The sequence below is a fragment of the Actinoplanes sp. KI2 genome (genome assembly GCF_025630775.1).
GTDB lineage: Bacteria > Actinomycetota > Actinomycetes > Mycobacteriales > Micromonosporaceae > Actinoplanes.
In genome coordinates this window covers 1-20,028 of record NZ_JAOSZE010000022.1, presented here as the reverse complement: position 1 = coordinate 20,028, position 20,028 = coordinate 1, and the positions used below count along the sequence as shown (strand labels likewise).

At 70.5% G+C, this 20,028-nt stretch carries 22 protein-coding genes; 6 read left to right on the top strand and 16 right to left on the bottom strand.

All coding sequences use genetic code 11. The features are described from left to right. Window positions 1-26 precede the first annotated feature (26 nt). Entirely contained in the window at window positions 27-863 is an 837-nt protein-coding gene (locus tag ODJ79_RS23250) for a nucleotidyltransferase domain-containing protein (RefSeq protein ID WP_263025665.1), read from the top strand. Between the two features lies 1 nt (window position 864). Here ODJ79_RS23250 and ODJ79_RS23245 read toward each other — a convergent pair whose 3' ends face one another. Further along, a complete protein-coding gene (locus ODJ79_RS23245) occupies window positions 865-1,227 on the bottom strand; it encodes a PH domain-containing protein (protein WP_263025664.1) in 363 nt (120 codons plus the stop codon). 23 nt (window positions 1,228-1,250) lie between these two features. Next, on the bottom strand, window positions 1,251-1,574 hold the full coding sequence (locus ODJ79_RS23240) for a 4a-hydroxytetrahydrobiopterin dehydratase (protein WP_263025663.1): 324 nt from the start codon (window positions 1,572-1,574) through the stop codon (window positions 1,251-1,253). A 182-nt stretch (window positions 1,575-1,756) separates the two neighbouring features. Between ODJ79_RS23240 and ODJ79_RS23235 the strand changes: the two genes are divergently transcribed. After that, window positions 1,757-2,179, top strand: coding sequence for a (deoxy)nucleoside triphosphate pyrophosphohydrolase (locus tag ODJ79_RS23235; RefSeq protein ID WP_263025662.1), 423 nt, complete (start codon window positions 1,757-1,759; stop codon window positions 2,177-2,179). On the opposite strand, the gene ODJ79_RS23230 is transcribed toward ODJ79_RS23235, so the two are convergent. Then, complete coding sequence (locus ODJ79_RS23230) at window positions 2,168-3,700, bottom strand: long-chain-fatty-acid--CoA ligase (protein ID WP_263025661.1); 1,533 nt, start codon at window positions 3,698-3,700, stop codon at window positions 2,168-2,170. The genes ODJ79_RS23235 and ODJ79_RS23230 overlap by 12 nt on opposite strands. Further along, window positions 3,697-4,869: an acyl-CoA dehydrogenase family protein gene (locus ODJ79_RS23225; protein ID WP_263025660.1), complete on the bottom strand. Its 1,173-nt coding sequence runs from the start codon at window positions 4,867-4,869 to the stop codon at window positions 3,697-3,699. The genes ODJ79_RS23230 and ODJ79_RS23225 overlap by 4 nt, the downstream gene beginning before the upstream one ends. Before the next feature lie 61 nt (window positions 4,870-4,930). Between ODJ79_RS23225 and ODJ79_RS23220 the strand changes: the two genes are divergently transcribed. The 4 genes from ODJ79_RS23220 to ODJ79_RS23205 are packed head-to-tail and all read left to right on the top strand — an operon-like array spanning window position 4,931 to window position 8,648. After that, window positions 4,931-5,575 (top strand): TetR/AcrR family transcriptional regulator, encoded by a 645-nt coding sequence (locus ODJ79_RS23220; protein ID WP_263025659.1) that lies wholly within the window; start codon window positions 4,931-4,933, stop codon window positions 5,573-5,575. Beyond that, window positions 5,572-6,981, top strand: a complete 1,410-nt coding sequence (locus ODJ79_RS23215; RefSeq protein WP_263025658.1) for an aldehyde dehydrogenase family protein — start codon at window positions 5,572-5,574, stop codon at window positions 6,979-6,981. The genes ODJ79_RS23220 and ODJ79_RS23215 overlap by 4 nt, the downstream gene beginning before the upstream one ends. After that, window positions 6,978-8,066: an alcohol dehydrogenase catalytic domain-containing protein gene (locus ODJ79_RS23210; RefSeq protein ID WP_263025657.1), complete on the top strand. Its 1,089-nt coding sequence runs from the start codon at window positions 6,978-6,980 to the stop codon at window positions 8,064-8,066. Before ODJ79_RS23215 ends, ODJ79_RS23210 begins: the two co-directional genes overlap by 4 nt. A gap of 12 nt (window positions 8,067-8,078) precedes the next feature. Further along, entirely contained in the window at window positions 8,079-8,648 is a 570-nt protein-coding gene (locus ODJ79_RS23205) for a DUF6886 family protein (protein ID WP_263025656.1), read from the top strand. Here the strand turns inward: ODJ79_RS23205 and ODJ79_RS23200 are convergent. From ODJ79_RS23200 to ODJ79_RS23145, 12 genes are all read right to left on the bottom strand, one after another. After that, window positions 8,619-9,392, bottom strand: a complete 774-nt coding sequence (locus tag ODJ79_RS23200; protein WP_263025655.1) for a hypothetical protein — start codon at window positions 9,390-9,392, stop codon at window positions 8,619-8,621. The two genes, ODJ79_RS23205 and ODJ79_RS23200, sit on opposite strands and share 30 nt — an antisense overlap. A 92-nt stretch (window positions 9,393-9,484) precedes the next feature. Further along, window positions 9,485-10,069: a TetR/AcrR family transcriptional regulator gene (locus ODJ79_RS23195; RefSeq protein WP_263025654.1), complete on the bottom strand. Its 585-nt coding sequence runs from the start codon at window positions 10,067-10,069 to the stop codon at window positions 9,485-9,487. After that, window positions 10,066-11,268: an acyl-CoA dehydrogenase family protein gene (locus ODJ79_RS23190; protein WP_263025653.1), complete on the bottom strand. Its 1,203-nt coding sequence runs from the start codon at window positions 11,266-11,268 to the stop codon at window positions 10,066-10,068. Before ODJ79_RS23190 ends, ODJ79_RS23195 begins: the two co-directional genes overlap by 4 nt. Next, window positions 11,268-12,257 carry a phosphotransferase family protein gene (locus tag ODJ79_RS23185; RefSeq protein WP_263025652.1) on the bottom strand — a complete coding sequence of 330 codons (990 nt, stop codon included), beginning with the start codon at window positions 12,255-12,257 and terminating at the stop codon, window positions 11,268-11,270. The genes ODJ79_RS23190 and ODJ79_RS23185 overlap by 1 nt, the downstream gene beginning before the upstream one ends. Beyond that, the gene (locus ODJ79_RS23180) at window positions 12,254-13,033 is read right to left on the bottom strand and encodes an SDR family oxidoreductase (protein ID WP_263025651.1); all 780 of its coding nucleotides are present in this window, start codon (window positions 13,031-13,033) and stop codon (window positions 12,254-12,256) included. The genes ODJ79_RS23185 and ODJ79_RS23180 overlap by 4 nt, the downstream gene beginning before the upstream one ends. Next, a complete protein-coding gene (locus tag ODJ79_RS23175; RefSeq protein ID WP_263025650.1) occupies window positions 13,030-13,773 on the bottom strand; it encodes an SDR family oxidoreductase in 744 nt (247 codons plus the stop codon). Before ODJ79_RS23175 ends, ODJ79_RS23180 begins: the two co-directional genes overlap by 4 nt. Before the next feature lie 46 nt (window positions 13,774-13,819). Further along, complete coding sequence (locus tag ODJ79_RS23170; protein WP_263025649.1) at window positions 13,820-15,085, bottom strand: ABC transporter substrate-binding protein; 1,266 nt, start codon at window positions 15,083-15,085, stop codon at window positions 13,820-13,822. Next, a complete protein-coding gene (locus ODJ79_RS23165; RefSeq protein WP_263025648.1) occupies window positions 15,082-16,107 on the bottom strand; it encodes a branched-chain amino acid ABC transporter permease in 1,026 nt (341 codons plus the stop codon). The genes ODJ79_RS23170 and ODJ79_RS23165 overlap by 4 nt, the downstream gene beginning before the upstream one ends. After that, a complete protein-coding gene (locus ODJ79_RS23160) occupies window positions 16,104-16,982 on the bottom strand; it encodes a branched-chain amino acid ABC transporter permease (protein ID WP_263025647.1) in 879 nt (292 codons plus the stop codon). Before ODJ79_RS23160 ends, ODJ79_RS23165 begins: the two co-directional genes overlap by 4 nt. A gap of 1 nt (window position 16,983) precedes the next feature. Further along, window positions 16,984-17,688 carry an ABC transporter ATP-binding protein gene (locus tag ODJ79_RS23155; protein ID WP_263025646.1) on the bottom strand — a complete coding sequence of 235 codons (705 nt, stop codon included), beginning with the start codon at window positions 17,686-17,688 and terminating at the stop codon, window positions 16,984-16,986. Then, on the bottom strand, window positions 17,685-18,389 hold the full coding sequence (locus tag ODJ79_RS23150; RefSeq protein WP_263025645.1) for an ABC transporter ATP-binding protein: 705 nt from the start codon (window positions 18,387-18,389) through the stop codon (window positions 17,685-17,687). Before ODJ79_RS23150 ends, ODJ79_RS23155 begins: the two co-directional genes overlap by 4 nt. Window positions 18,390-19,366: 977 nt before the next feature. Beyond that, window positions 19,367-20,008 carry an alpha-ketoglutarate-dependent dioxygenase AlkB gene (locus ODJ79_RS23145; protein WP_263025644.1) on the bottom strand — a complete coding sequence of 214 codons (642 nt, stop codon included), beginning with the start codon at window positions 20,006-20,008 and terminating at the stop codon, window positions 19,367-19,369. Window positions 20,009-20,028: the final 20 nt, after the last annotated feature.

Sequence of the window (20,028 nt, the reverse complement as noted above, 5' to 3'; positions counted from 1 at the left end):
CCGCGCCAGGGGGAAGACTGGAACCCGTGCCGCTGACCGATGCCCACCTGATCGAGGTCGCCGAGCGCGTCGCCGAGGTTCCCGGCGTGGTCGGCCTGGTGCTCGGCGGCAGCCGGGCCCGCGGTGCGCACACCCCGGATTCGGACACCGACATCGGCCTCTACTACCGCTCTCCGCTCGACGTCGACGGGCTCGACCGGCTGGCCAAGTCGATCGGCGGGCCGGCCGCCATGGTCACCGCGCCCGGTGGCTGGGGGCCGTGGGTCGACGGCGGCGGCTGGCTTCGGATCGACGGGCAGGCGGTGGACTGGATCTACCGGGACCTCGACCGGGTGCTGGCCGTCCGGGCCGACGCCGAGCGCGGCAGGTTCGGGTTCCACGTGCAGAGCGGCCATCCGCTGGGTTTCCCCGATTTCGCGTACGTGGGTGAGCTCGCCCTCGGCCGCATTCTGGTCGACCACACCGGCGAGCTCACCGAGGTGCAGTCGCGGATGCGCGACTACCCACCGAAGCTGTCCGAGGCGCTGGTCGCCGCCCTGTGGGAGGCCGACTTCCTGATCGCCGTGGCCCGGAAGGCGGTTTCCCGCGCCGACAGCGCCTACGTCGCGGGCTGCCTGTTCCGGGTGGTCGGGGTGTGCGCGCACGCCCTGCACGGCGCCGCCCGGGAGTGGCTGATCAACGAGAAGGGCGCGGTGGCCGCGGCCGCCGCCCTGCCCGGTGCTCCGAAGCGGTTCCGGGAGCGGGTGGATCAGACGTTCGGCTGCCTCAGCGGTGACCCGCTGCAACTGACCGCGGCCATCGACATCGCCGCGGATCTCGTGCTCGACACCGCGGACGCGTGCGCCCTGATGATCCGATCTTGAGCTACGACGTGTAGTGCAGGATCACGTTGTGCACGTGCTGGGTCTTTTCCACCCCGCGGAACTCGACCTCGTGCTGGTGCGTGCCGACGGTGATGACGATGGTGCCGGAGGAGAAGAACTCACCGGCCCAGCTCTTGTTGCTCACGACGCTGACCGAGCTGACCTTGGAGTACGGGATGCTCGTGATCGCGACGCGCTTACCGATGAAGGATTTGTCCTGGATGATGATGCGCCGGTTGGTCAGCCCGATGAACCCGGTGCCGGCCCCGATCGCGTCGTAGACGGCGATGATCTGCTCGCCGTCCAGGAGGCCGCTCTCGACCTGCTGGAGCTGGCCCTTGTTGTCGAAGATGACGTCGCTCATGAGGCGAGCCTAGCGAGCCGCCTCTATGGCGTGGGCTGAGCGGCCTGGACCACGGTCCGGTAGAAGTCCTCGATCCGGGCGGCCAGCGTGACCTCACCGTCCGTGATGGCGTCGCCATCGCGGGAACCCAGGCAGATCTGTGTGTGACCGTCGAGGCGCCGGATACTGGGCCGAATGTGTAGTGTGTCCGCCGCCACCTTGATCCGTTCCGTCAATGCGGCATGCTGACTCTCGTCGCATGCCAGCTCGCGTTTGAGCTGAACGCCGTCGCGCGTCCAGCCGGACAGCAGAGCAAGTGCGTCGCTCAGATAGTCGGTGCCGTTGGCCCGACGTCTTCTGGCCCGCATCGCCGCACCCCCTAGGCGTCGTTGCCGGCTTGTGGCCAAACTGTCGCCGTGTCGTCATGGTCGGTGCCCACAGTCTTGTCTTTCGGGACAACCATGTCCACGCCCACATATACGTGTTTGCGTGACGATCGGGACGGCTTGGACAACCTGAACGGTGAAGTTTTGTGGGAAGCTCTCATCTCATGCCGGGGGAACAGCACGTCAACGCCGTAAAGTCACGCAGGGTCATCGTGGCGGCGGCGATCATCGCCGAGGGTCGCGTGCTGGCCTGCGAGCGCTCCGCGCCGCCCGAGGTGGCCGGCCGATGGGAGTTTCCCGGCGGCAAGGTCGAGCCGGGCGAGACCGACGAGCAGGCGCTCGCCCGCGAGTGCGTCGAGGAGCTCGGCGTACGCGTGGCGGTGGGCGCCCGGATCGGCCCGGACGTCCCGCTCGCCCACGGTCGCGCGGTTCTGCGTGTCTTCGCCGTCCAGCTGCTGGGCGACGACGAACCGCGGGCCCTCGAACATAACGCCATGCGCTGGCTGTCCGCGGACGAGCTGGACACCGTGCACTGGCTGCCCGCGGACAAGCCGATCGTCGCCGCCCTTCCGCCGTTACTGCTCTGAGTAGGTCTTCCGCAGCTCCCGCTTCAGGACCTTCATGCTCGGGCCCAGCGGGAGCGACTCGGCGAACCGGATCTGGCGCGGGTACTTGTGCTTGCCCAGCTTCTCCCGCGACCACTCGATGAGCTCCTCGGCCGTGACGCCGCCCGGATCGGGCACCACCACCGCGCAGATCTCCTCGCCGTGCACCGGGTCGGGCACGCCGATCACCGCGACCTGCAGCACGGCCGGGTGCCGGGCCAACGCCTCCTCCACCTCGCGGGGGTAGACGTTGAAGCCGCCCCGGATCACCATGTCCTTCTTCCGGTCGACGATCGTGATGAACCCGTCATCGTCCCTGGTGCCGAGATCGCCGGTGCGGAACCAGCCGTCGACGACGGCCTGTGCGGTCGCCTCCGGGTTGTTCAGGTACGCCGAGAACACGTTGTGCCCGCGGATGACGATCTCGCCGAGCTCGCCGTTCTCCATGAACTCGATCCGGTCGTCGAGCTCCGGCCGCGCGATCTCCACCTCGACGCCCCAGATCGGGTGGCCGACGGTGCCGGCCTTCACCCCGAACGCGGGCTGGTTGGTGGTGGCGGTCGGCGACGTCTCGGAGAGCCCGTACCCCTCGAAGATGGTCGCGTGGAACGCCTCGTTGAACTTCTCGAGCACGGCCACCGGCAGCGACGCGCCGCCGGAGACGCACAGCCGCAGCGCGGGCAGCCGGTCCGCCTTCGCCGCCGCCTCGAGCAGTCCGATGTACATGGTCGGGACGCCGTGGAAGATGGTCACGTTCTCCTTGACCATCAGGTCGATCGCGGCCTCGCCGGTGAACCGGGCCATCAGCACGATGGTGCCGCCCATCCGGAACGTCCCGTTCATCCCGACGGTCTGCCCGAACGTGTGGAACAGCGGCAGGCAGCCCATCACCACGTCGTCCGGGTAGAGGTCGTGCACGTCGAAGACGTTGACGACCGTGTTCATCACCAGGTTGAGGTGGGTGAGCAGCGCGCCCTTGGGTTTGCCGGTCGTACCGCTGGTGTAGAAGACGACCGCCACGTCCTCGGCCTCGCGGCTCACGTACGTGCGCAGCGGAGGCACGGCGGCCGCCGCGTCCTCGAGCCGGCGCACGCCGGGCACCGCCGGGCCGACCGACACCGCCTCGATCCCGGCCGTCCTGGCCGCCTCCACCGCGTTCGCCAGCTGGCTGGAGTGCGCGACCAGCAGCTTGGCGCCGCTGTCCCGCAGGACGTACGCGTTCTCGGCCGGGGTGAGCAGCAGGTGCATCGGGACGATGGTGGCCCCGACCGCGAGCGTCGCGTAGTAGACCCGGGGAAAGTCGGCAAGGTTGGGGATCTGGATCGCGACCGTGTCGCCCGGGCCGATGCCGAGCTCGCGCAGGCCCGCCGCGTACGCGAGGGTCTGCTGCCACAGGTCGCGATAGGTGATCCGCTCGGTCGTCGCGCTGTCGATCACGGCGACCTTGCCGGGGTGTTTCCGGGCCGCTTCAGCCAGGACGGTGGCGAGCGACAGTTGGGTCATGCCAGGTGCCCTCCGATCTTCGTGTATCCGCGCAGCAGGTCGCGCGAGATGATGAGGCGCTGCATCTCGTCGGTGCCCTCGTAGATCCGCATCAGCCGGACCTGCCGGTACCAGCGTTCGATCGGGAGCTCACGGGTGTAACCCATGCCGCCGTGGATCTGCATGACCCGGTCCACCACCCGGTTGACCATGCCGGCGCCGTACAGCTTTGCCATCGATGAAGAGTGTCGGGGATCCCAGCCTTGGTCAACAGTCCAGGCTGCCCGCAAGATCAGCCAGCGGGCCGCTTCCAGCTCGACCTCGGAGTCGGCGATCATCCACTGGATCGCTTGGTTGACGCCGATCCGGGCGCCGAACGTCTCGCGCGTGTTCGCGTAGTCGATGGCCATCGACAGGGCTCGCTCGGCGATGCCCAGGGCGTTGGAGGGGATGAGGTAGCGGCCCTTGCCGATCCACTTCATGCCGAGCTCGAAGCCCTGGCCGATCTCGCCGAGGATGTTGCGGTGCGGCACGCGGACGTCCTCGAAGATCAGCGCGGCCGGGCCGCCCTCGCCCATCGTCTGGATGAACTCGGACCGCCAGCCCATCGAGCGGTCGACCAGGAATGCCGTGGCGCCGCCGCTGCTGGCCTTGCGGGACGGGTCGGTCACCGCGACCACGATCGCGAAGTCGGCGTCGTTGCCGTTGGTGATGAACGTCTTCTCGCCGTTGAGCACCCAGTCGTCGCCGTCGCGGACGGCTCGCAACTTGATGTTGGCGGCGTCCGAGCCGGCGCCCGGCTCGGTGATCGCGAAGCAGGAGATCCGCTCGCCCTCGATCGTCGGGGTGAGGAACTCGCGCTTCTGGTCCTCGTTGGCGTAGTAGAGGATGTTGTCCGCTTCGCCGCCGAACCTGAACTGCACGAAGGTACGGCCGATCTCGGTCCAGATCAGCGACTGGAGGATGGCCGGCAGGTCCATCCCGCCGTACTCCTCCGGAGTGGACAGGCCCCAGAAGCCGAACTTCTTCGCCTTCTGCTGGAGCTCGCGCAGCTCGCTGAGCTCCAGGCCGGGCTGGTGGCGGCGCTCACGAAGGAGTACCTCCTGCTCCAGCGGCATGACCTCTTTGGTGATGAACTGACGAGCGGTGTCGCGAATCGCACGCTCTTCGTCGGTGAGCGAGAAGTCCATACGCTTAAACTAGCGGTGTAAGTTTTTGCGCGTCCAGTGCGAATTCCTAGGAGAATGCTGCATGGCCCGACCTCGGCAGGCGTTGCTGACTCGCGAGCGGATCATCGAGGCCGCGTCCGCCCTGGTCGACGAGGAAGGACTGGAGGCGCTGTCGATGCGCCGGCTCGCCACCGAGCTCGGCGTCCAAGGGCCCTCGCTCTACAACCACTTCGGCACGAAGGCCGAGATCGTCGACGCCGTCGCCGACGCGGTGATCGAGCAGGTCGATCTGACCGGCTTCGGCACGTACGAGTGGCCCGAGGCGCTGAGCCGCTGGGCGAGGTCGTACCACGCGATTCTCGTCGCCCACCCGAACATCGTGCCGGTGCTGGCCACCGGCCCCGGTCGCCGGCCGGCCGCGCTGGCCATGGCCGAGGCGGTCTTCGGCGCGCTGGTCGACGCCGGCTGGCCGCCCGCCCGGGCCACCCACATCGGCGCGCTCATGCGTTATCTGGTCACCGGCTCGGCGCTCGGCTCGTTCGCGCTCGGCTTCGACATCGACCCGCAGTTGTATGACCAATACCCGCATCTGCACCGCGCGCCGCTGCTCGCGGCGCATCATGAGGCCGTCGACGAAGCCGCCTTCGAGCTCGGCCTCGACCTGCTCATCAAGGGCCTTTCCGCGCAGAAAGCTCTGTTTGCCCACGAAGGGGAGATCAGTCGATGACCTCGCTAGACCGTCCGCTGCTGTTCATCGGCGGGGAGTGGGTGCCGCCCGCCTCTCCCGAGACGATCCCGGTCGAGAACCCGGCGACCGAACAGATCATCGCGCGCGTGCCGGCCGGCACGTCCGAGGACGTCGACCGGGCCGTCGCGGCCGCGACGAAAGCCTTCGACGGCTGGGCGGGCCGCTCGATGGCCGATCGCGGCGCGGTGCTCGACCGCCTGCACGCCTCGCTCGCGGCCCGGGCCGGCGACATCGCCAGGACCGTCGGGCTCGAGCTGGGCACGCCGCTCAAGATCGCGAAGGCGGTACAGGCCGGACTTCCGCTCACGGTCCTGCGTGGTTACGCCGACCTCGCCGTACGCCCCTCGCCGGACGAGACGATCGGCAACTCGTTGATCGTCCACGAGCCGGTCGGGGTGGTCGGGGCGATCACGCCGTGGAATTACCCGCTGCACCAGGTGGTCGCCAAGGTGGCGGCGGCCCTGGCGGCCGGCTGCACCGTGGTGCTCAAGCCGAGCGAGCTCACCCCGCTGGTGGCGTACCTGCTGGTCGACGCCGCTGCGGAGGCCGGCGTCCCGGCCGGCGTGCTCAACCTGGTCACCGGCACCGGGCCGGTGGTCGGCGCGGCCATCGCCGGGCATCCGGGGGTCGACATGGTGTCGTTCACCGGGTCGACCGCGACCGGTCGGGCGATCACCCACGCGGCCGCCGACCGGATCGCCAAGGTCGCGCTCGAGCTGGGCGGCAAGTCGGCCAACGTGATCCTCGAGGACGCCGATGTGGTCAAGGCGGTGAAGGTCGGTGTCGGCAACGCGTTCCTCAACTCCGGGCAGACCTGCACGGCGTGGACCCGGATGCTGGTGCACCGCTCGCACTACGACGAGGCGGTCGAGCTGGCCGCGAAGACCGCCGGCGGCTACACCGTCGGTGACCCCTTCGACGAGGGCACCCGGCTCGGGCCGCTGGTCTCCGCGGCGCAGCGCGACCGGGTGCGCGGGTTCGTGGACCGTTCCCGTGCCCGCCTGGTCGCCGGCGGCCCGGACGCGCCGCTGCCCGGCCGGGGACACTTCGTCGCGCCGACCGTCTTCGCCGACGTCGCCCCGGACAGCGAGCTGGCCCAGGAGGAGATCTTCGGCCCGGTGCTGTCGATCATCCCGTTCGCCGACGACGACGAGGCCGTGGCGATCGCCAACAATTCCCGCTACGGCCTGGCCGGCGGCGTCTGGGGCTCGGACGAGCGGGCGCTCGCGGTGGCCCGGCGGATGCGGACCGGCGCGGTCGACGTCAACGGCGGCGCCTTCAACCCGTTCGCGCCGTTCGGCGGGTACAAGCAGTCCGGTGTGGGCCGCGAGCTGGGCGAGTACGGTCTCACTGAATTCCAACAGGTGAAGGCGATTCAGCGATGACCAACTACTTCAACGGCGTGGTGGTTCGTTCGTCCGGCGCCCGGCCCGAGGTGGCCGAGCTGCGGCTGCCCGAGATCGGGCCCGGCCAGGTGCGGGTGCGCATCCGCGCGGCCGGGGTCTGCCACTCCGACCTTTCCATGGTCAACGAGACGATCCGGGCGCCGTACCCGCTGATCCTTGGGCACGAGGCGGCCGGTGAGGTGATCGAGGCCGGCGAGCACGTCACCCGCGCCGCCGTCGGCGACCCCGTGGTCCTCAACTGGCAGCCGCCCTGCCGCGACTGCTGGTTCTGCCGACAGGGCGAGCCGTGGCTCTGCTCGACCTCGTCCGGCGTCGCCGCCCTGGCGAACGGCATCACCCTGGACGGCGTGCCGGTGCACGTGGCGCTCGGTCTGGGCGCGTTCGCCGATCAGGTGGTCGCCCCGGAGAGCGCGGTCATCAAGGTCCCGGCCGAGCTCGGCTTCGATCGCGCGGCGCTGCTCGGCTGCGGCGTGCTGACCGGCACCGGCGCGGTCCGCAACACCGCCCGGGTCGCCCCCGGCGAGTCGGTCGTGGTGATCGGCCTGGGCGGCGTGGGCCTCTCGGTGGTCGCCGCGGCCCGCGCGGCCGGCGCGGCCGCCGTCATTGCGGTGGACGTCTCCGAGGCGAAGAAGGGGCTGGCCGAGACGGCCGGCGCCACCGACTTCGTGGTGTCCTCGGACGCGCTCTCCAAGGAGATCCGGGTGCGCACCTCGGGCCGCGGTGCCGACCACGCCTTCGAGTGCGTCGGCCGGGCCGCCACCATCCGCGCCGCCTGGCGGGCCACCCGCCGCGGCGGGCAGGTCACGGTCGTCGGCATGGGCAGCAACGAGGACCTGGTCCAGCTGTCCGCATTGGACATCTTCTCCTCGGCCCGCACCCTGCGCTCCTCGGTCTACGGCGGTGCCGACTTCGACGCCGAGATCCCCAAGCTGGCCGCGGACGTGCTCTCCGGCGCGCTCTCCGTCGACCACCTGATCTCCGACCGCATCGGGCTGCCGGACGTCCCCGCGGCGTTCGACCGGATGTCGCGCGGGGAAGGGGCCCGCTCGGTCGTCGTCCTGTGACAGGGTGACCGGATGCGACCGCGTCCGGGCGAGGTTCTGCACTTCTCGGAAGACCCGACGATCACCAGGTTCGTGCCGCACGTGGCCGCCACGTCCGGCACGACCACCCCGTACGTCTGGGCCGTGGATTGGCGCAACGCGCCGAGCTACTGGTTTCCCAGGCAGTGCCCGCGCGCGATGGCGTGGGTCCGCGACCGCACGACGACCGCCGACCGGGAGCGCATCATCGGCCCCGGCTGCGGCGAGCGGGTCCACGCCATCGAGTTCGAGTGGCTGAAAACCATGCAAACCACGATGGTGTACGCCTACCGCCTCCCCGCCGGCCCGTTCCACCACGTCTCGTCCCCGGACTCCGAACCGCACGCGCTCGTGGCCACCGAGCCGGTGACCCCGCTGGGGCCACCCGAGCCGGTCGGCGACCTGCTCGACTGCCACGCGTCGGCCGGCATCCAGCTGCGCCTGCTCGACAACCTGTGGCCCTTCTGGGATCAGGTCGTCGAGAGCACGGCCGGCTTCAGCGGCATCCGCCTGCGCAACGCCCGGCCGCGCCCGTCAGCCGACCGGTGCTTGCAGACCGAGTAGGCCGCCCAGTTCGGCGAGCGCCAGGAGGTTCAGCCCGGTGGGCTCGGTGCGGCGGGTGGCGATGAACCCGGGGCGGCGCTCCTCGGGCGCCACCGCGCGCAGCACCGCGCCGGAGGTGAGCACGAACGCCGTGTCGGTGAAGCCGTCGTCCTCCCGGACCGTGCTGCCGCCGAGGAGCCGCCAGCCGTACGCGGTCTGGGCGAACACCCGCCCCTCGGCGATCTCGAAGCCGGGCCGCAGGCGCTGCGCGGCGGCCCGGGCGGCGAACCACCGCCCGACCATGCCGGAGTCCCACGGCACCCACTGCGGGCCGGGCGGGAAGACCGCCGCCAGCGGTTCCCAATAGGTCATGCCAGGCATGAACGGCAGGAAGGGGCAGACCCGGTACAGCGCCGCGTAGAGGTCGTCGCCCGGATCGTCCTCGAGGACCATGGCGGCCTGGAGCAGCCGCTCGGTCGGCTCCGGGATCTGCGCGACCAGGCCGAGCCGCCGCTCCCGGTCCGCCGCGTCCGGCGGCACGGCCGTGTCGGCGCACTCGGTGCAGACCGGGCCGCCGGACGGCTGGCAGGCCGGGCAGCGATACCGGCGGCACTGGGGGCAGACGGTGGCGGCGTACTGGCCGCAGGCGCAGGTCGCGATCGGCTCGACCGAGGCGTCGTAATACATCTCGCCGTGCGGATACGACGTCGGCACCGGCTGCACCGCACCGGTCGGCCCGAACGGCTGCGGCACCAGGATCGTCACCCACGTCAGGCAGCGGTAGAGGCCGGGAAGGACGCGCTCCCGAGGTTCGACAGGGTGACCCAGCGAGCACGGCATCGTCCCATGCTAATGGATCATGCGGTGGTCAACAGGGCCGTGAAGGTGCGCGACAACGCCGACCGGGACGCGGCCACCGACATCTTCATCACCTCCCGCCAGGTCGACCAGGTGGCCGACATGGTGACCGCGGTGAGGCTGTCCAGCAGCTCCTGATCCCCGTCGATCTCGGCGGCGAACAGCGTCGCGATCTCGTCCCGGGCCCGGTTCAGGTGGGCGCGGCGATAGTGCTGCAAGGTCTCCGAGAACGGCTCCTTGAGCGCCGACGCCCTCGAGTTCGGGGCCAGCTGCTCCAGCATCCGGGCGCGCTGCTTGGTGTACGCGTCGATCCGCTCGGCCAGCGGCAGCTCCGTGGACACCGGCCGGTGGCCCTCGGCGGCCTGGCGCAGCACCCGCTCGCCGCTGGCCGCGAAGAGCGCCTCCAGGTCGGAGAAGTGGCTCCAGAGCGCCCGCAGCGAGACGCCGGCCTGCTTGGCGATCCGCTCGGCGGTGGGACGCAGGTCGCCCTCGTGGATGAGCTGGAGGTGGGCGTCGACGATGGCGTTGCGGGTGCGTTCGGAGCGAGCCGTACGCCCGTCGACGCGCTGCGGGGAAGTGGTCACGAGTGGCTCCGGTAGCGGTTCAGCTCGCGCCGCGCCAGCGACCGCTTGTGCACCTCGTCCGGGCCGTCGGCCAGTCGGAGGGTGCGCGAGCCGGCCCAGAGCGCGGCGAGTGGGGTGTCCTGGCTGACGCCGGCCGCCCCGTACGTCTGGATGGCCTTGTCGATGATCCACTCGACCGTGGCCGGAACGGTGATCTTGATGGCCTGGATCTCGGTGTGTGCGCCCTTGTTGCCGACCGTGTCCATCAGCCAGGCCGCCTTCAGCACCAGCAGGCGGGCCTGCTCGAGGCGCACCCGGGAGTCGGCGATCCAGTCCTGCACCACGCCCTGCTCGGCGATCGGCTTGCCGAATGCGGTGCGGGCCAGCGCCCGCGTGCACATCAGTTCGAGCGCCCGCTCGCCCATGCCGATCAGCCGCATGCAGTGGTGGATGCGGCCGGGGCCGAGACGGGCCTGGGAGATCGCGAAGCCGCTGCCCTCCTCGCCGATCAGGTTCGCCGCCGGCACCCGGACGTTGTCGAAGATGACCTCGGCGTGCCCGCCGTGATCGCCGTCGGTGTAGCCGAAGACGTGCATGCCGCGCTTGATCTGCAGGCCGGGCGTGTCCCGCGGCACCAGGATCATGCTCTGCTGGACGTGCCGGGCGGCGGCCGGATCGGTCTTGCCCATCACGATGAAAATCTTGCAGTTCGGGTTCATCGCGCCGCTGATGTAGAACTTGTGGCCGTTGATGACGTACTCGTCGCCGTCGCGCTCGATCCGGGTGCCGATGTTCGTGGCGTCCGAGGAGGCCACGCCCGGCTCGGTCATCGCGAAGGCGGACCGGATCTCGCCCTCGAGCAGGGGCGTCAGCCACTCTTCCCGCTGCGCGGCGGAGCCGAACTCGTTGAGTACCTCCATGTTGCCGGTGTCCGGCGCGGCGCAGTTCAGCGCGGCCGGCGCCAGCGACGGGCTGCGACCGGTGATCTCGGCGAGCGGCGCGTACTGGAGGTTGGTCAGGCCGGCGCCGTGCTCGCCGGGCAGGAAGAGGTTCCACAGGCCTTTTTCCCTCGCCCGCGCCTGCAACTCGGGGAGGGCCTCCGGCGGCTCCCATCCCGAATGCGAGGCGAGGGACGGCTCGGCCGGGTAGACGTGCTCGTCCATGAAGGACAGCAGCCGTTTCCGGTAGTCCTCGGTCCTCGCGTCGAAGCCGAACTCCATCAGTTCCCCTCCAGCGCCTCGTGGCCGCGCATCACCAGCGGGCCAACCAGGTTGCCGATCGTATCGAAGCCGTCACCGACCGTCTTCCCCTGGACGTAGCGGTAGTGCACGCCCTCCAGGATCACCGCGAGCTTGAAGGCGGCGAAGGCGACGTACCAGTGCAGGTCGCTCACGTCGCGCCCGCTGCGCTCGGCGTAGCGGGCACTCATCTCGGCCAGCGTGGGATGCCCCGCGACCTTCAGCGGCACGGTCGCCCGTCCGCCGTCGACCTGCAGCGGGAGCCCGGCGTAGACCAGCATCAGGGCCACGTCGCTGAGCGGGTCGCCGAGCGTGGACATCTCCCAGTCGAGCACCGCGTTGATCTGCAGCCCGTCGCCGATCAGCACGTTGTCCAGCCGGTAGTCGCCGTGCACGACCGCGCCCGGGCCGCCGGCCGGGATGTCCACGGCCAGCCGGGCGTGCAGCTCCTCGATGCCGGGCACGTCGCGACTGCGGGAGGCGTCGAGCTGCTTCTTCCAGCGGCCGACCTGGCGCTGGTTGAAACCCTCGGCGCGGCCGAAGTCGGCGAGCCCGATCGCGGCCGGGTCGAGTGCGTGCAGATCGGCGAGCGTGTCCACGAGCGCGAGGATCAGGCCGCGCAGCGCCGACGCGCCCAAATCAGACAAATCCGATTCGTCGCGGTAAATTCTCCCATCGACGTGCTCCATCATGTAGAACGGAGCGCCGATGACCGAAATATCCGTACAAAGTAGAACGGGGGTGGGGGCGGGGAAGCCGGCCTTCGACAGCGCCTCCAGCACCCGATGCTCCCGGACCATGTCGTGCGCGGTCGGCAGGACGTGGCCGAGCGGGGGCCGGCGGAGCACCCAGCGCCGCTCGCCGTCGGTGATCGCGTACGTCAAATTGGATCTTCCGCCGGCGAACATCCGGCCGGTCAACGGACCCGATCCGAGATACGCCTGCAGGACGGCGAGGTCGAGGCCCTTCACCGGCGACCGTCCTCGAACGCGCGCTGGATCTTGTTCATCCCGCCGAGCCACCGGTCGGTGTCGGTCGCCCGCAACCGGTAGTAGTCGGCGACCTCGGGATGCGGCAGGATCAGGAAGCTCTCGCCCTCGATCGCCTTGGCGGCGACCTCGGCCACCTCGGCGGGCTCCAGCGCACCCTCGGCGAGCATCGCGGCGCTCGCGCTGTCGTGCTCGTCGCTGCGGGTGAGCATGTCGGTCCGCACCCCCTGCGGGCACAGGGCCTGCACCAGCAAACCCCGATGCGCGTACGTGGCCCGCAGCCACTCGGCGTACGCCAGGGCGCCGTGCTTGGTGACCGCGTAGGAGGCGCTGCCCAGGATCGAGAGCAGCCCGGCGGCGCTGACCGTGATGAGCAGCCGCTTCGGCTCACCCTGATCCAGCCAGCGCGGCAGCAGGTGCCGGGTGACGTAGACGTGCGACAGCACGTTGACCGAGAAATCCCTGGTCCACGCCGCGTCCGGGGTGTTCTCGTCGCCGGCCGTGAGCACGCCCGCGTTTGAGCAGAACAGGTCGATCCCGCCGAGCTCGGCCCAGGCCGTGTCGATCAGCCGACGGGTGTCGTCCTCGTTCCCGGCGTCGCCGGGCACGGCCCGGCCGCCGATCTCGCCGGCCACCGCCGCGGCGGCGGCCGGGTCGAGGTCGCTGACGATCACCTCGGCGCCGTCGGCGGCGAACCGGCGGGCCAGGGCCGCGCCGATCCCGCCGCCGGCGCCGGTGACCACGACGCGCCGGGTCACTGCACCGACCCGGTCAGCGTGACGCCGCCGTCGATGACGATGGTCTGGCCGGTGATCCAGGCGGCGTCCGGCCCGCAGAGGAAGGCGACCGTGCCGGCCACGTCCTCGGGCACGCCGAGCCGGCCGAGCGGGTAGGTGGCGGCCACCTTCTCCTCGCGACCCTCGTAGAGGGCGGTCGCGAACCTGGTCTTCACCACGGCCGGGGCGACCGCGTTGACCCGCACCTTCGGCGCCAGCTCGACGGCCAGCTCCTCGGTGAGGTGGATCAGCGCGGCCTTGGTCACCCCGTAGAAGGCGATCCCCGGCGCCGGGCGCACGCCGGAGACCGACGAGATGTTGACGATGGCGCCGCCCTCGGACAGACCGCCGCGCAGTGCCTCCTGCACCCAGCCGAGGGTGCCGAGCACGTTCACGTCGATCATCTTGCGGGCGGCGCCCAGGTCGAGCGAGCCGAGCGGGCCGTACGCCGGGTTGATCCCGATGTTGTTGACCAGCGTGGTGATCGGGCCGAATCGGCCGATCACCGTGTCGACCACCTCGGCCCGGTGGTCGGTGTCATCGCCCTTGCCGGGGATGCCGATCGCCACGTCGGGCCCGCCCAGGTCGAGTGCGGCCTGGGCGAGCGCCTCCGCGTTGCGTCCGGTGATGGCGACCCGATAGCCCTCGGCAACGAAACGTTGCGCGATAGCGAAGCCGATTCCTCGGCTGGCTCCGGTCACGATCGCCACTTGGTCCGCCATCGCCGCTCCTTTGCTAGCAACTTCGAGATTCGTTCCTACCCAGACGTTACTGGGCCGTAGGGATACCGTTCTGCGGCGGCACCGCGGCCGCCCCGGTGAACGCCGTGACCGCGCCGTCCGCGTCGTCGGTGGTGAACGGCGTCCCGAGGTAGGACGCCTTGCCGCCGGTGAGCTTGGTGATCTGCTCACCCGCGTAGCCGGAATGATCTTGCGCGGAGAAGCGCAGCGGGACCGATCCCGGCCCGGTGAATCCGCCCTTTTGTACCGCCTCGGTCAGCTTGTCCCGGGTGAGGTCCTTGCCGGCGGCCTGCAACGCCTGGACGAACAGATAGCCGACGGACATGCCGTAGACGACGTTGTTGTCGAATGCGGCGTTCCCGTTGTATTGGGTGTTGACCTTCTTGTAAAGCTGGATCCAGGGGTTGGATTCGTCGGTGTCCAGCGGTAGATAGCCGGCCGCCACCAAACCCTCGAGCAGCGGCGCCGCCGCACCCAGCGTCTTGGTCAGCGTGCTGGGGTCGGAGCCGACGTTGCTGACCACGAACTGCGGCTTGAAGCCGATCTTCGCGGCCGTGCCGATCGACAGCGCGGTGAACCCGGGGATGCTGGCGAGGATCACGACGTCGCAGGCCGCGGCCTTGAACGCGCCCATCTGCGGGCCGACGTTCGGGTTGGTCACCACGTACGTCTGCTTGGTCGCCACCGGCCCGAGGACCTTCTCGACGCCGGCCAGGCTGTCCCGCCCGAAGTCGTCGTCCTGGCCGAGGAAGCAGGCCTTCTTGCCGGCGTACGTCTGCTTCACGTACGTCGCAAGGATCTTGCCTTCGACGGTGTAGTCGGGGTTGAAGCCGAACGTGCCCGGATATTTGTCCGGCTGGTTCCAGGTGCGGCTGCCGCTGGCCACGAAGAGGTCGGGCACCCGGTTGGTCTTGAGGAAGTCGAGGACGCCGGTGTGCGTCGGCGTGCCCAGGCCGTTGAGGATCGCGAACACCTTGTCCTGCAGCACGAGCTGGCGGACGACCTGCTGGGTGTTGGCCGGGTTGTACCCGTCGTCGAGGTACTTGTATGTGATCTTGCGGCCGTAGACGCCGCCGTTCGCGTTGACGTAGTCGAAGTAGGCCTTGGTGGCCGGGGCGATCTCGGAGTACCCAGCGGCGGCCGGCCCGGTGAGCGGCTGATGCGAGCCGATCAGGATCGAGTTGTCGGTCACGCCGGGCGTATTGCTGCTGGAACCACCACTGCTATTGCTGTTTCCGTTGCTGCAGCCTGCGGCCAGCAGCAGCGCGGCGAGGACGGTCGCGGTGCGTTTCATTCTTGGCCTTTCTGCTTACGGGGTTTGCGGGGGAACTTCAGGGAGGCCAGCCCGCCAGGAGCGGCGAGCATGACGAGGACCAGGACGATGCCGAAGAAGGTCAGCGCGAGGTTGCCCTCGAGGTGCTGGGACCCCGCGTCCTCGGCGATCGACTGAGCCACCGACGGCAGCACGACCAGCAGGAACGCGCCGATCAGCGCGCCGGTGAGCCGGCCCAGGCCGCCGATCACGATCGCCATCACCAGGAACAGCGACAGGCTGAGCGGGAAGGCGCCGGGGGAGACGCTCTGCGCGAGCACCGCGAACAGGGCGCCGGCCAACCCGGCGCAGGCCGCGGAAACCACAAAAGCCAAGACTTGGGTACGCGCGACGCCGACGCCCGCGAGTTTGGCGGCCGTCTCGTCGTCCCGCACCGCGCGCAGGTCACGACCGAAGCGGCCGCGGACGAGGTACGCGAGAACCAGCACCGTCACCAGCGCGCCCGCCCAGCAGATCCACACCTGCCACTGCTCGACCGGGATCACGCCCGGCGGCGGGTCGAGCGCCACGGGCAGGCCCTGGTCGCTGTTGAACGTCTGGTCGAACGTGCTGGTGATGCTCGGCACGACCACCGCCACCGCCAGCGTCAGCCCGGCCAGGTAGGGGCCGCGGAGGCGGGCCGCGGCGAGCCCGATGACGCCGCCGACCGCGGTGGTGACCAGGACCGCCAGGATGATCCCGGGCAGCAGCAGGTCGAACCTGTTCTGCCAGAGCGCCAAGGTGTAGGCGCCCGTTGCCATCAGCGCGCCGTGCCCCAGGCTGAGCTGGCCGTTGAGCCCGGTGAGGACGGTCAGCCCCGCGGTGACGCACAGATACGCGCCGATGGTCGCCAACTGGTAGTTCCGGAACGGCGGCAGCGTGTAGGTCAGGGCGACGACGATGATCGCCCCGGCAATGACGACCAGCAACGGCACGAACTTGTTTATTTGCGACGACTTCTGCTGATTTTTCGTCCGTGTTGCCACCGGCTCGACGATCGTCATGCGGTCCTCGCCTTCGCCTTGGAGAACAGGCCGTCGGGCCGGCTCAACAGCACCACCACGAGCAGGATCAGCACGGCCATCGGCGCGACCGTGGCGCCCAGATAGCCGCTGACGTACGTCAGCAGCAGGCCCACCACCAGGCCGCCGACCACCGCGCCGACCGGGCTGTCCAGGCCGCCCAGCACCGCCGCGGTGAACGCCGAGATGAACAGCAGATCCATCGCGTTCGGGTGCAGGCCCAGTTCGGTGGGGATGACCAGCATTCCGGCGAGCGAGCCGACCGCCGCCGCGAGCGCCCAGCCGAGCGTCAACATCCCGCCGACCGGCACCCCGAGAAGCCGCGAGACGTCCGGCGCGAACGCCGCCGCGCGCATCCGCAAGCCGGTCGACGTACGCGTGAAAAGAAGCGTGAGAAGGACGACGACCGCACCCACCGCGGCGAACACGAACAGGTCGTAACGGGAGAGGATGGCGATGCCGCCGATCTCGAACGCGTCCCGGCTGAACGGTGTCGGGGCCGGCCGGTACTCGTTGCCGTAGATCATCCCGAGCACACCCTGGATGATCAGCACCAGGCCAAGCGCCACCACCACGCCGTTGAGCGGCGAGGAGTGGTCGACGAAGCGCATCACCACCCGCTCGACCACCGCGCCGAGCACGAGGCCACCGGCGATGGCGACGGCGAACCCAAGCCAGTAGGAGCCGGTCGCGTTGGCCACCGAATAGCCGGCGTACGCGGTCGCCACCGCCATCGCGCCCTGGGCGAAGTTCACGATCCGCGCCGCCCGCCAGATCAGCACCAGGGCCAGGGCGAACGCTGCGTAGACGGCGCCCCGGCTCAGGCCGTCGAAGGTCAGGTAAAGAAAACGGTCCATGTCAGAACCCCAGGTAGGCATGCCGGAGGTCGGCGTCACCGGCCAGTTTGTCGGCCTTTTCCCGGGCCGCGATGCGGCCGAGATTCAGCACGATGCCCTCGTCGGCGATGGACAGTGCGCTGCGCACGTTCTGCTCGACCAGCAGCACGGCCAGGCCGGTGCGGTCGCGCAGGTCGCGCAGCAGCCCCATGATCTGGGCGGTGATCTTCGGAGCCAGCCCGAGCGACGGCTCGTCGAGCAGCAGCAGCCGGGGCTTCGCGGCCAGCGCCCGGCCGATCGCCAGCATCTGCCGCTCGCCGCCGGACAGTTGATGACCGAGGTGACTGCGCCGGTTGGCGAGCGCCGGGAACAGGTCGTAGATCTCGTCGAGCTTCGTGGGCGGCTTGCGCCAGAGGCCGCCGAGCCGCAGGTTCTCGTCCACGGTCAGCTCGGTGACCACGCCACGGCCCTCCGGCACGTGCGCGATGCCGTGCCGGACCATCTTTTCGACCTTCACCCCGCGCAGATCAAGGCCGTCGAACGTCACGCGGCCGGCGGACAACGGCAAAAGGCCGGAGAGCGTACGGAGGAGAGTCGTCTTGCCGGCACCGTTCGCCCCGAGCACGGCGACGATCCGGCTGGCGCCCACGGTGAGGCCGACGTCGTGCAGCACGGGCGCGGCCCCGTACCCAGCAGTGAGCCCCTCCACCTCGAGCAACGCGGTCATGCGGCGGCTCCCAGGTATGCCTCGGCGACCTTGGGGTTCGTTCGGATCTCGCCCGGGGTGCCGAGCGCGATCGGCTTGCCGAAGTCGAGCACGAGGATCTCGTCGCAGACCGACATGACCAGATCCATGTGGTGCTCGACCAGCAGAACCGTGGTGCCGGCGTCCCGGATCAGGTCGGCCAGCCAGCCGATCTCATCGGCGTCCAGCCCGCCGGCCGGCTCGTCCAGCATGAGGATCCGCGGCCGGGCAACCAGCGCCCGGGCCAACTCGACCCGTTTCCGTTTGGCATAGGGCAGCGAGGCCGGGTACGCGCCCGCATACTCGGCGACGCCGCAGCGCTCGAGGGCGGCGTACGCCTCCTCGGCCTTGGCTTTTCGGCGCTGTCCCACTTGCACGTTCTCCAGGACCGTCAGGCCGCCGAACTGACCCACGCCCTGGAGGGTGCGCGCGATGCCGTGCCGATGGAGGCGGTGCGGCCGGGGCCGCAGCGGCCGGCCGTCCAACGTGATCGCGCCCGACTGCGGCGCCACGAACCCGCAGATCACATTGAAGAGCGTCGTCTTGCCGGCCCCGTTGGGCCCGATGATCCCGACCACCCGCCCAGGCGGCACGCGGAGCGAGACATCGTCGAGCGCGAGTAGCCCGCCGAAGCGAACCGTTATGTGATGGAGGAAAAGCCCCTGGTCATCGTGCGTTGACATGGTCACCTCGGGCTTGCACCGGTGGAAGTCCTGAGTGGAGCGTGAAGGTCAACTTTTTACACTTGGAGTGTAACTTTCCAGGTCGCCGCGTCAACCATTGGTTTGCCCGACGTAGCCCGTCGTTCGCCAAACAGCCCCCGACGAGGCGCCCACGAGCGTGCCCGCACACTCAAGCCGGCGCCCAAAGGCCACACCTGCGACGGCGGTCTCACGCCCGCACGAGCCAGCCCGGCGCCCACACCCGCGCCGTAGCCACGCCGTGCCGCGCCCTCTCCCGTGCCGCGCCGCTCCCGCGCCGCGCGCCGCTCCCGCGCCGCGCGCCGCTCCCGCGCCGCTCCCGCGCTGCGCCCGGACCCGCTCCCGCGCCGTGTTGCGCCCCACCTCCGCCGCGCCGCTCCCGTGCCGCGCCCTCTCCCGTGCCGCGCCGCTCCCGCGCTGCGCCCGGACTCGCTCCCGCGCCGTGTCGCGCCCGCTCCCGCGCCGTGCCGCGCCCGCTCCCGTGCCGTGCCGCGCCGTGTTGCGCCCCACCTCCGCCGCGCCGTTCCCGTGCTGCTCCCGGACCCGCTCCCGCGCCGTGTCGCTCCCGCGCCGCGCCGTGCCCCACCTCCGCCGCGCCGCTGCCGTGCTGCTCCCGGACCCGCTCTCGCGCTGTGTCGCGCCCGCACCCGTCCGCGCCGCTCCCGCGCCCCTCCGCTCCCGTGCTGCGCCCGGACCCGCTCTTGCGCTGTGCCGTGCCCGCACTCGCGCCGTGCCCGCACTCGCGCCGTGCCCGCACTCGCGCCGTGCCGCGCCCGCACCCGTGCCGCGCCCGCACCCGCGCCGTGCCGCACCTGCGCCGCGCCGGGCCCGCCCCCTCGCCGTGCCCTGCCAGCGCCCGCCCGCGCTGCGCCTGCCCTGGCCCGTACGCGCGCCGGCACCTCAACCCCGGCGGCGTCCGGTGGGCGGTCTTTCTAGGGCGCAGCCCGTGCGCCCCTGAATCACGCCACGTTGATCGGGCGGAACTGGACGCTGATGCGCGGCCCGACCGGTTTCGCCGTCTTGAGGATCGCGTGCTCCCACGTCCGCTGGCAGGACCCGCCCATCACGATCAGGTCGCCGTGCCCCTGTGGAAAGCGCAGCGTCTCGTGCCCACCGGCCCGCGGCCGCAGAGACAGGTGGCGTGGCGACCCGAGCGACAGGATGGCGACCATGGTGTCGTGCCGGGCCGAGCGCCCGATCGTGTCGCCGTGCCAGGCCACGCTGTCGCGTCCGTCGCGGTAGAGGCACATGCCGGCGGTCACGAACTCCTCGCCCAACTCCTCCGCGTAGTAGGCACTCAGCGCCGCCTTGGCCTCGATCAATGCGGGGTGGGGGAGCGTCTCGTCGCCGCCGAACCAGCGCAGCAGCCGGGGCACGTCGACGACGTTGTCATACATCTGCCGGCGGTCGGCCCGCCAGTCGATGCCGAGCAGCGTGTCGAAGACCTCGTCGGACCCGTGCAACCAGCCGGGCAGCACGTCGACCCAGGCCCCGGCGGTCAGCCGGTGGCGGGTCACGCGGCCGCGCAGCGGCTCGAGCCTGGGCGTCGGGCTGGGCCCGGCCACCAGGTCGAGCATCGACGGCTGGTAGGTGCTGGTCACTCGCATATCTTAGTACATCT

Excerpts from the sequence above, each read along its gene's own strand:
- ODJ79_RS23245 (WP_263025664.1), bottom strand. The coding sequence starts at position 1,227 with ATGAGCGACGTCATCTTCGACAACAAGGGCCAGCTCCAGCAGGTCGAG.
- ODJ79_RS23240 (WP_263025663.1), bottom strand. The coding sequence starts at position 1,574 with ATGCGGGCCAGAAGACGTCGGGCCAACGGCACCGACTATCTGAGCGAC.
- ODJ79_RS23235 (WP_263025662.1), top strand. The coding sequence starts at position 1,757 with ATGCCGGGGGAACAGCACGTCAACGCCGTAAAGTCACGCAGGGTCATC.
- ODJ79_RS23230 (WP_263025661.1), bottom strand. The coding sequence starts at position 3,700 with ATGACCCAACTGTCGCTCGCCACCGTCCTGGCTGAAGCGGCCCGGAAA.
- ODJ79_RS23225 (WP_263025660.1), bottom strand. The coding sequence starts at position 4,869 with ATGGACTTCTCGCTCACCGACGAAGAGCGTGCGATTCGCGACACCGCT.
- ODJ79_RS23220 (WP_263025659.1), top strand. The coding sequence starts at position 4,931 with ATGGCCCGACCTCGGCAGGCGTTGCTGACTCGCGAGCGGATCATCGAG.
- ODJ79_RS23215 (WP_263025658.1), top strand. The coding sequence starts at position 5,572 with ATGACCTCGCTAGACCGTCCGCTGCTGTTCATCGGCGGGGAGTGGGTG.
- ODJ79_RS23210 (WP_263025657.1), top strand. The coding sequence starts at position 6,978 with ATGACCAACTACTTCAACGGCGTGGTGGTTCGTTCGTCCGGCGCCCGG.
- ODJ79_RS23205 (WP_263025656.1), top strand. The coding sequence starts at position 8,079 with ATGCGACCGCGTCCGGGCGAGGTTCTGCACTTCTCGGAAGACCCGACG.
- ODJ79_RS23190 (WP_263025653.1), bottom strand. The coding sequence starts at position 11,268 with ATGGAGTTCGGCTTCGACGCGAGGACCGAGGACTACCGGAAACGGCTG.
- ODJ79_RS23175 (WP_263025650.1), bottom strand. The coding sequence starts at position 13,773 with ATGGCGGACCAAGTGGCGATCGTGACCGGAGCCAGCCGAGGAATCGGC.
- ODJ79_RS23170 (WP_263025649.1), bottom strand. The coding sequence starts at position 15,085 with ATGAAACGCACCGCGACCGTCCTCGCCGCGCTGCTGCTGGCCGCAGGC.
- ODJ79_RS23165 (WP_263025648.1), bottom strand. The coding sequence starts at position 16,107 with ATGACGATCGTCGAGCCGGTGGCAACACGGACGAAAAATCAGCAGAAG.
- ODJ79_RS23160 (WP_263025647.1), bottom strand. The coding sequence starts at position 16,982 with ATGGACCGTTTTCTTTACCTGACCTTCGACGGCCTGAGCCGGGGCGCC.
- ODJ79_RS23155 (WP_263025646.1), bottom strand. The coding sequence starts at position 17,688 with ATGACCGCGTTGCTCGAGGTGGAGGGGCTCACTGCTGGGTACGGGGCC.
- ODJ79_RS23150 (WP_263025645.1), bottom strand. The coding sequence starts at position 18,389 with ATGTCAACGCACGATGACCAGGGGCTTTTCCTCCATCACATAACGGTT.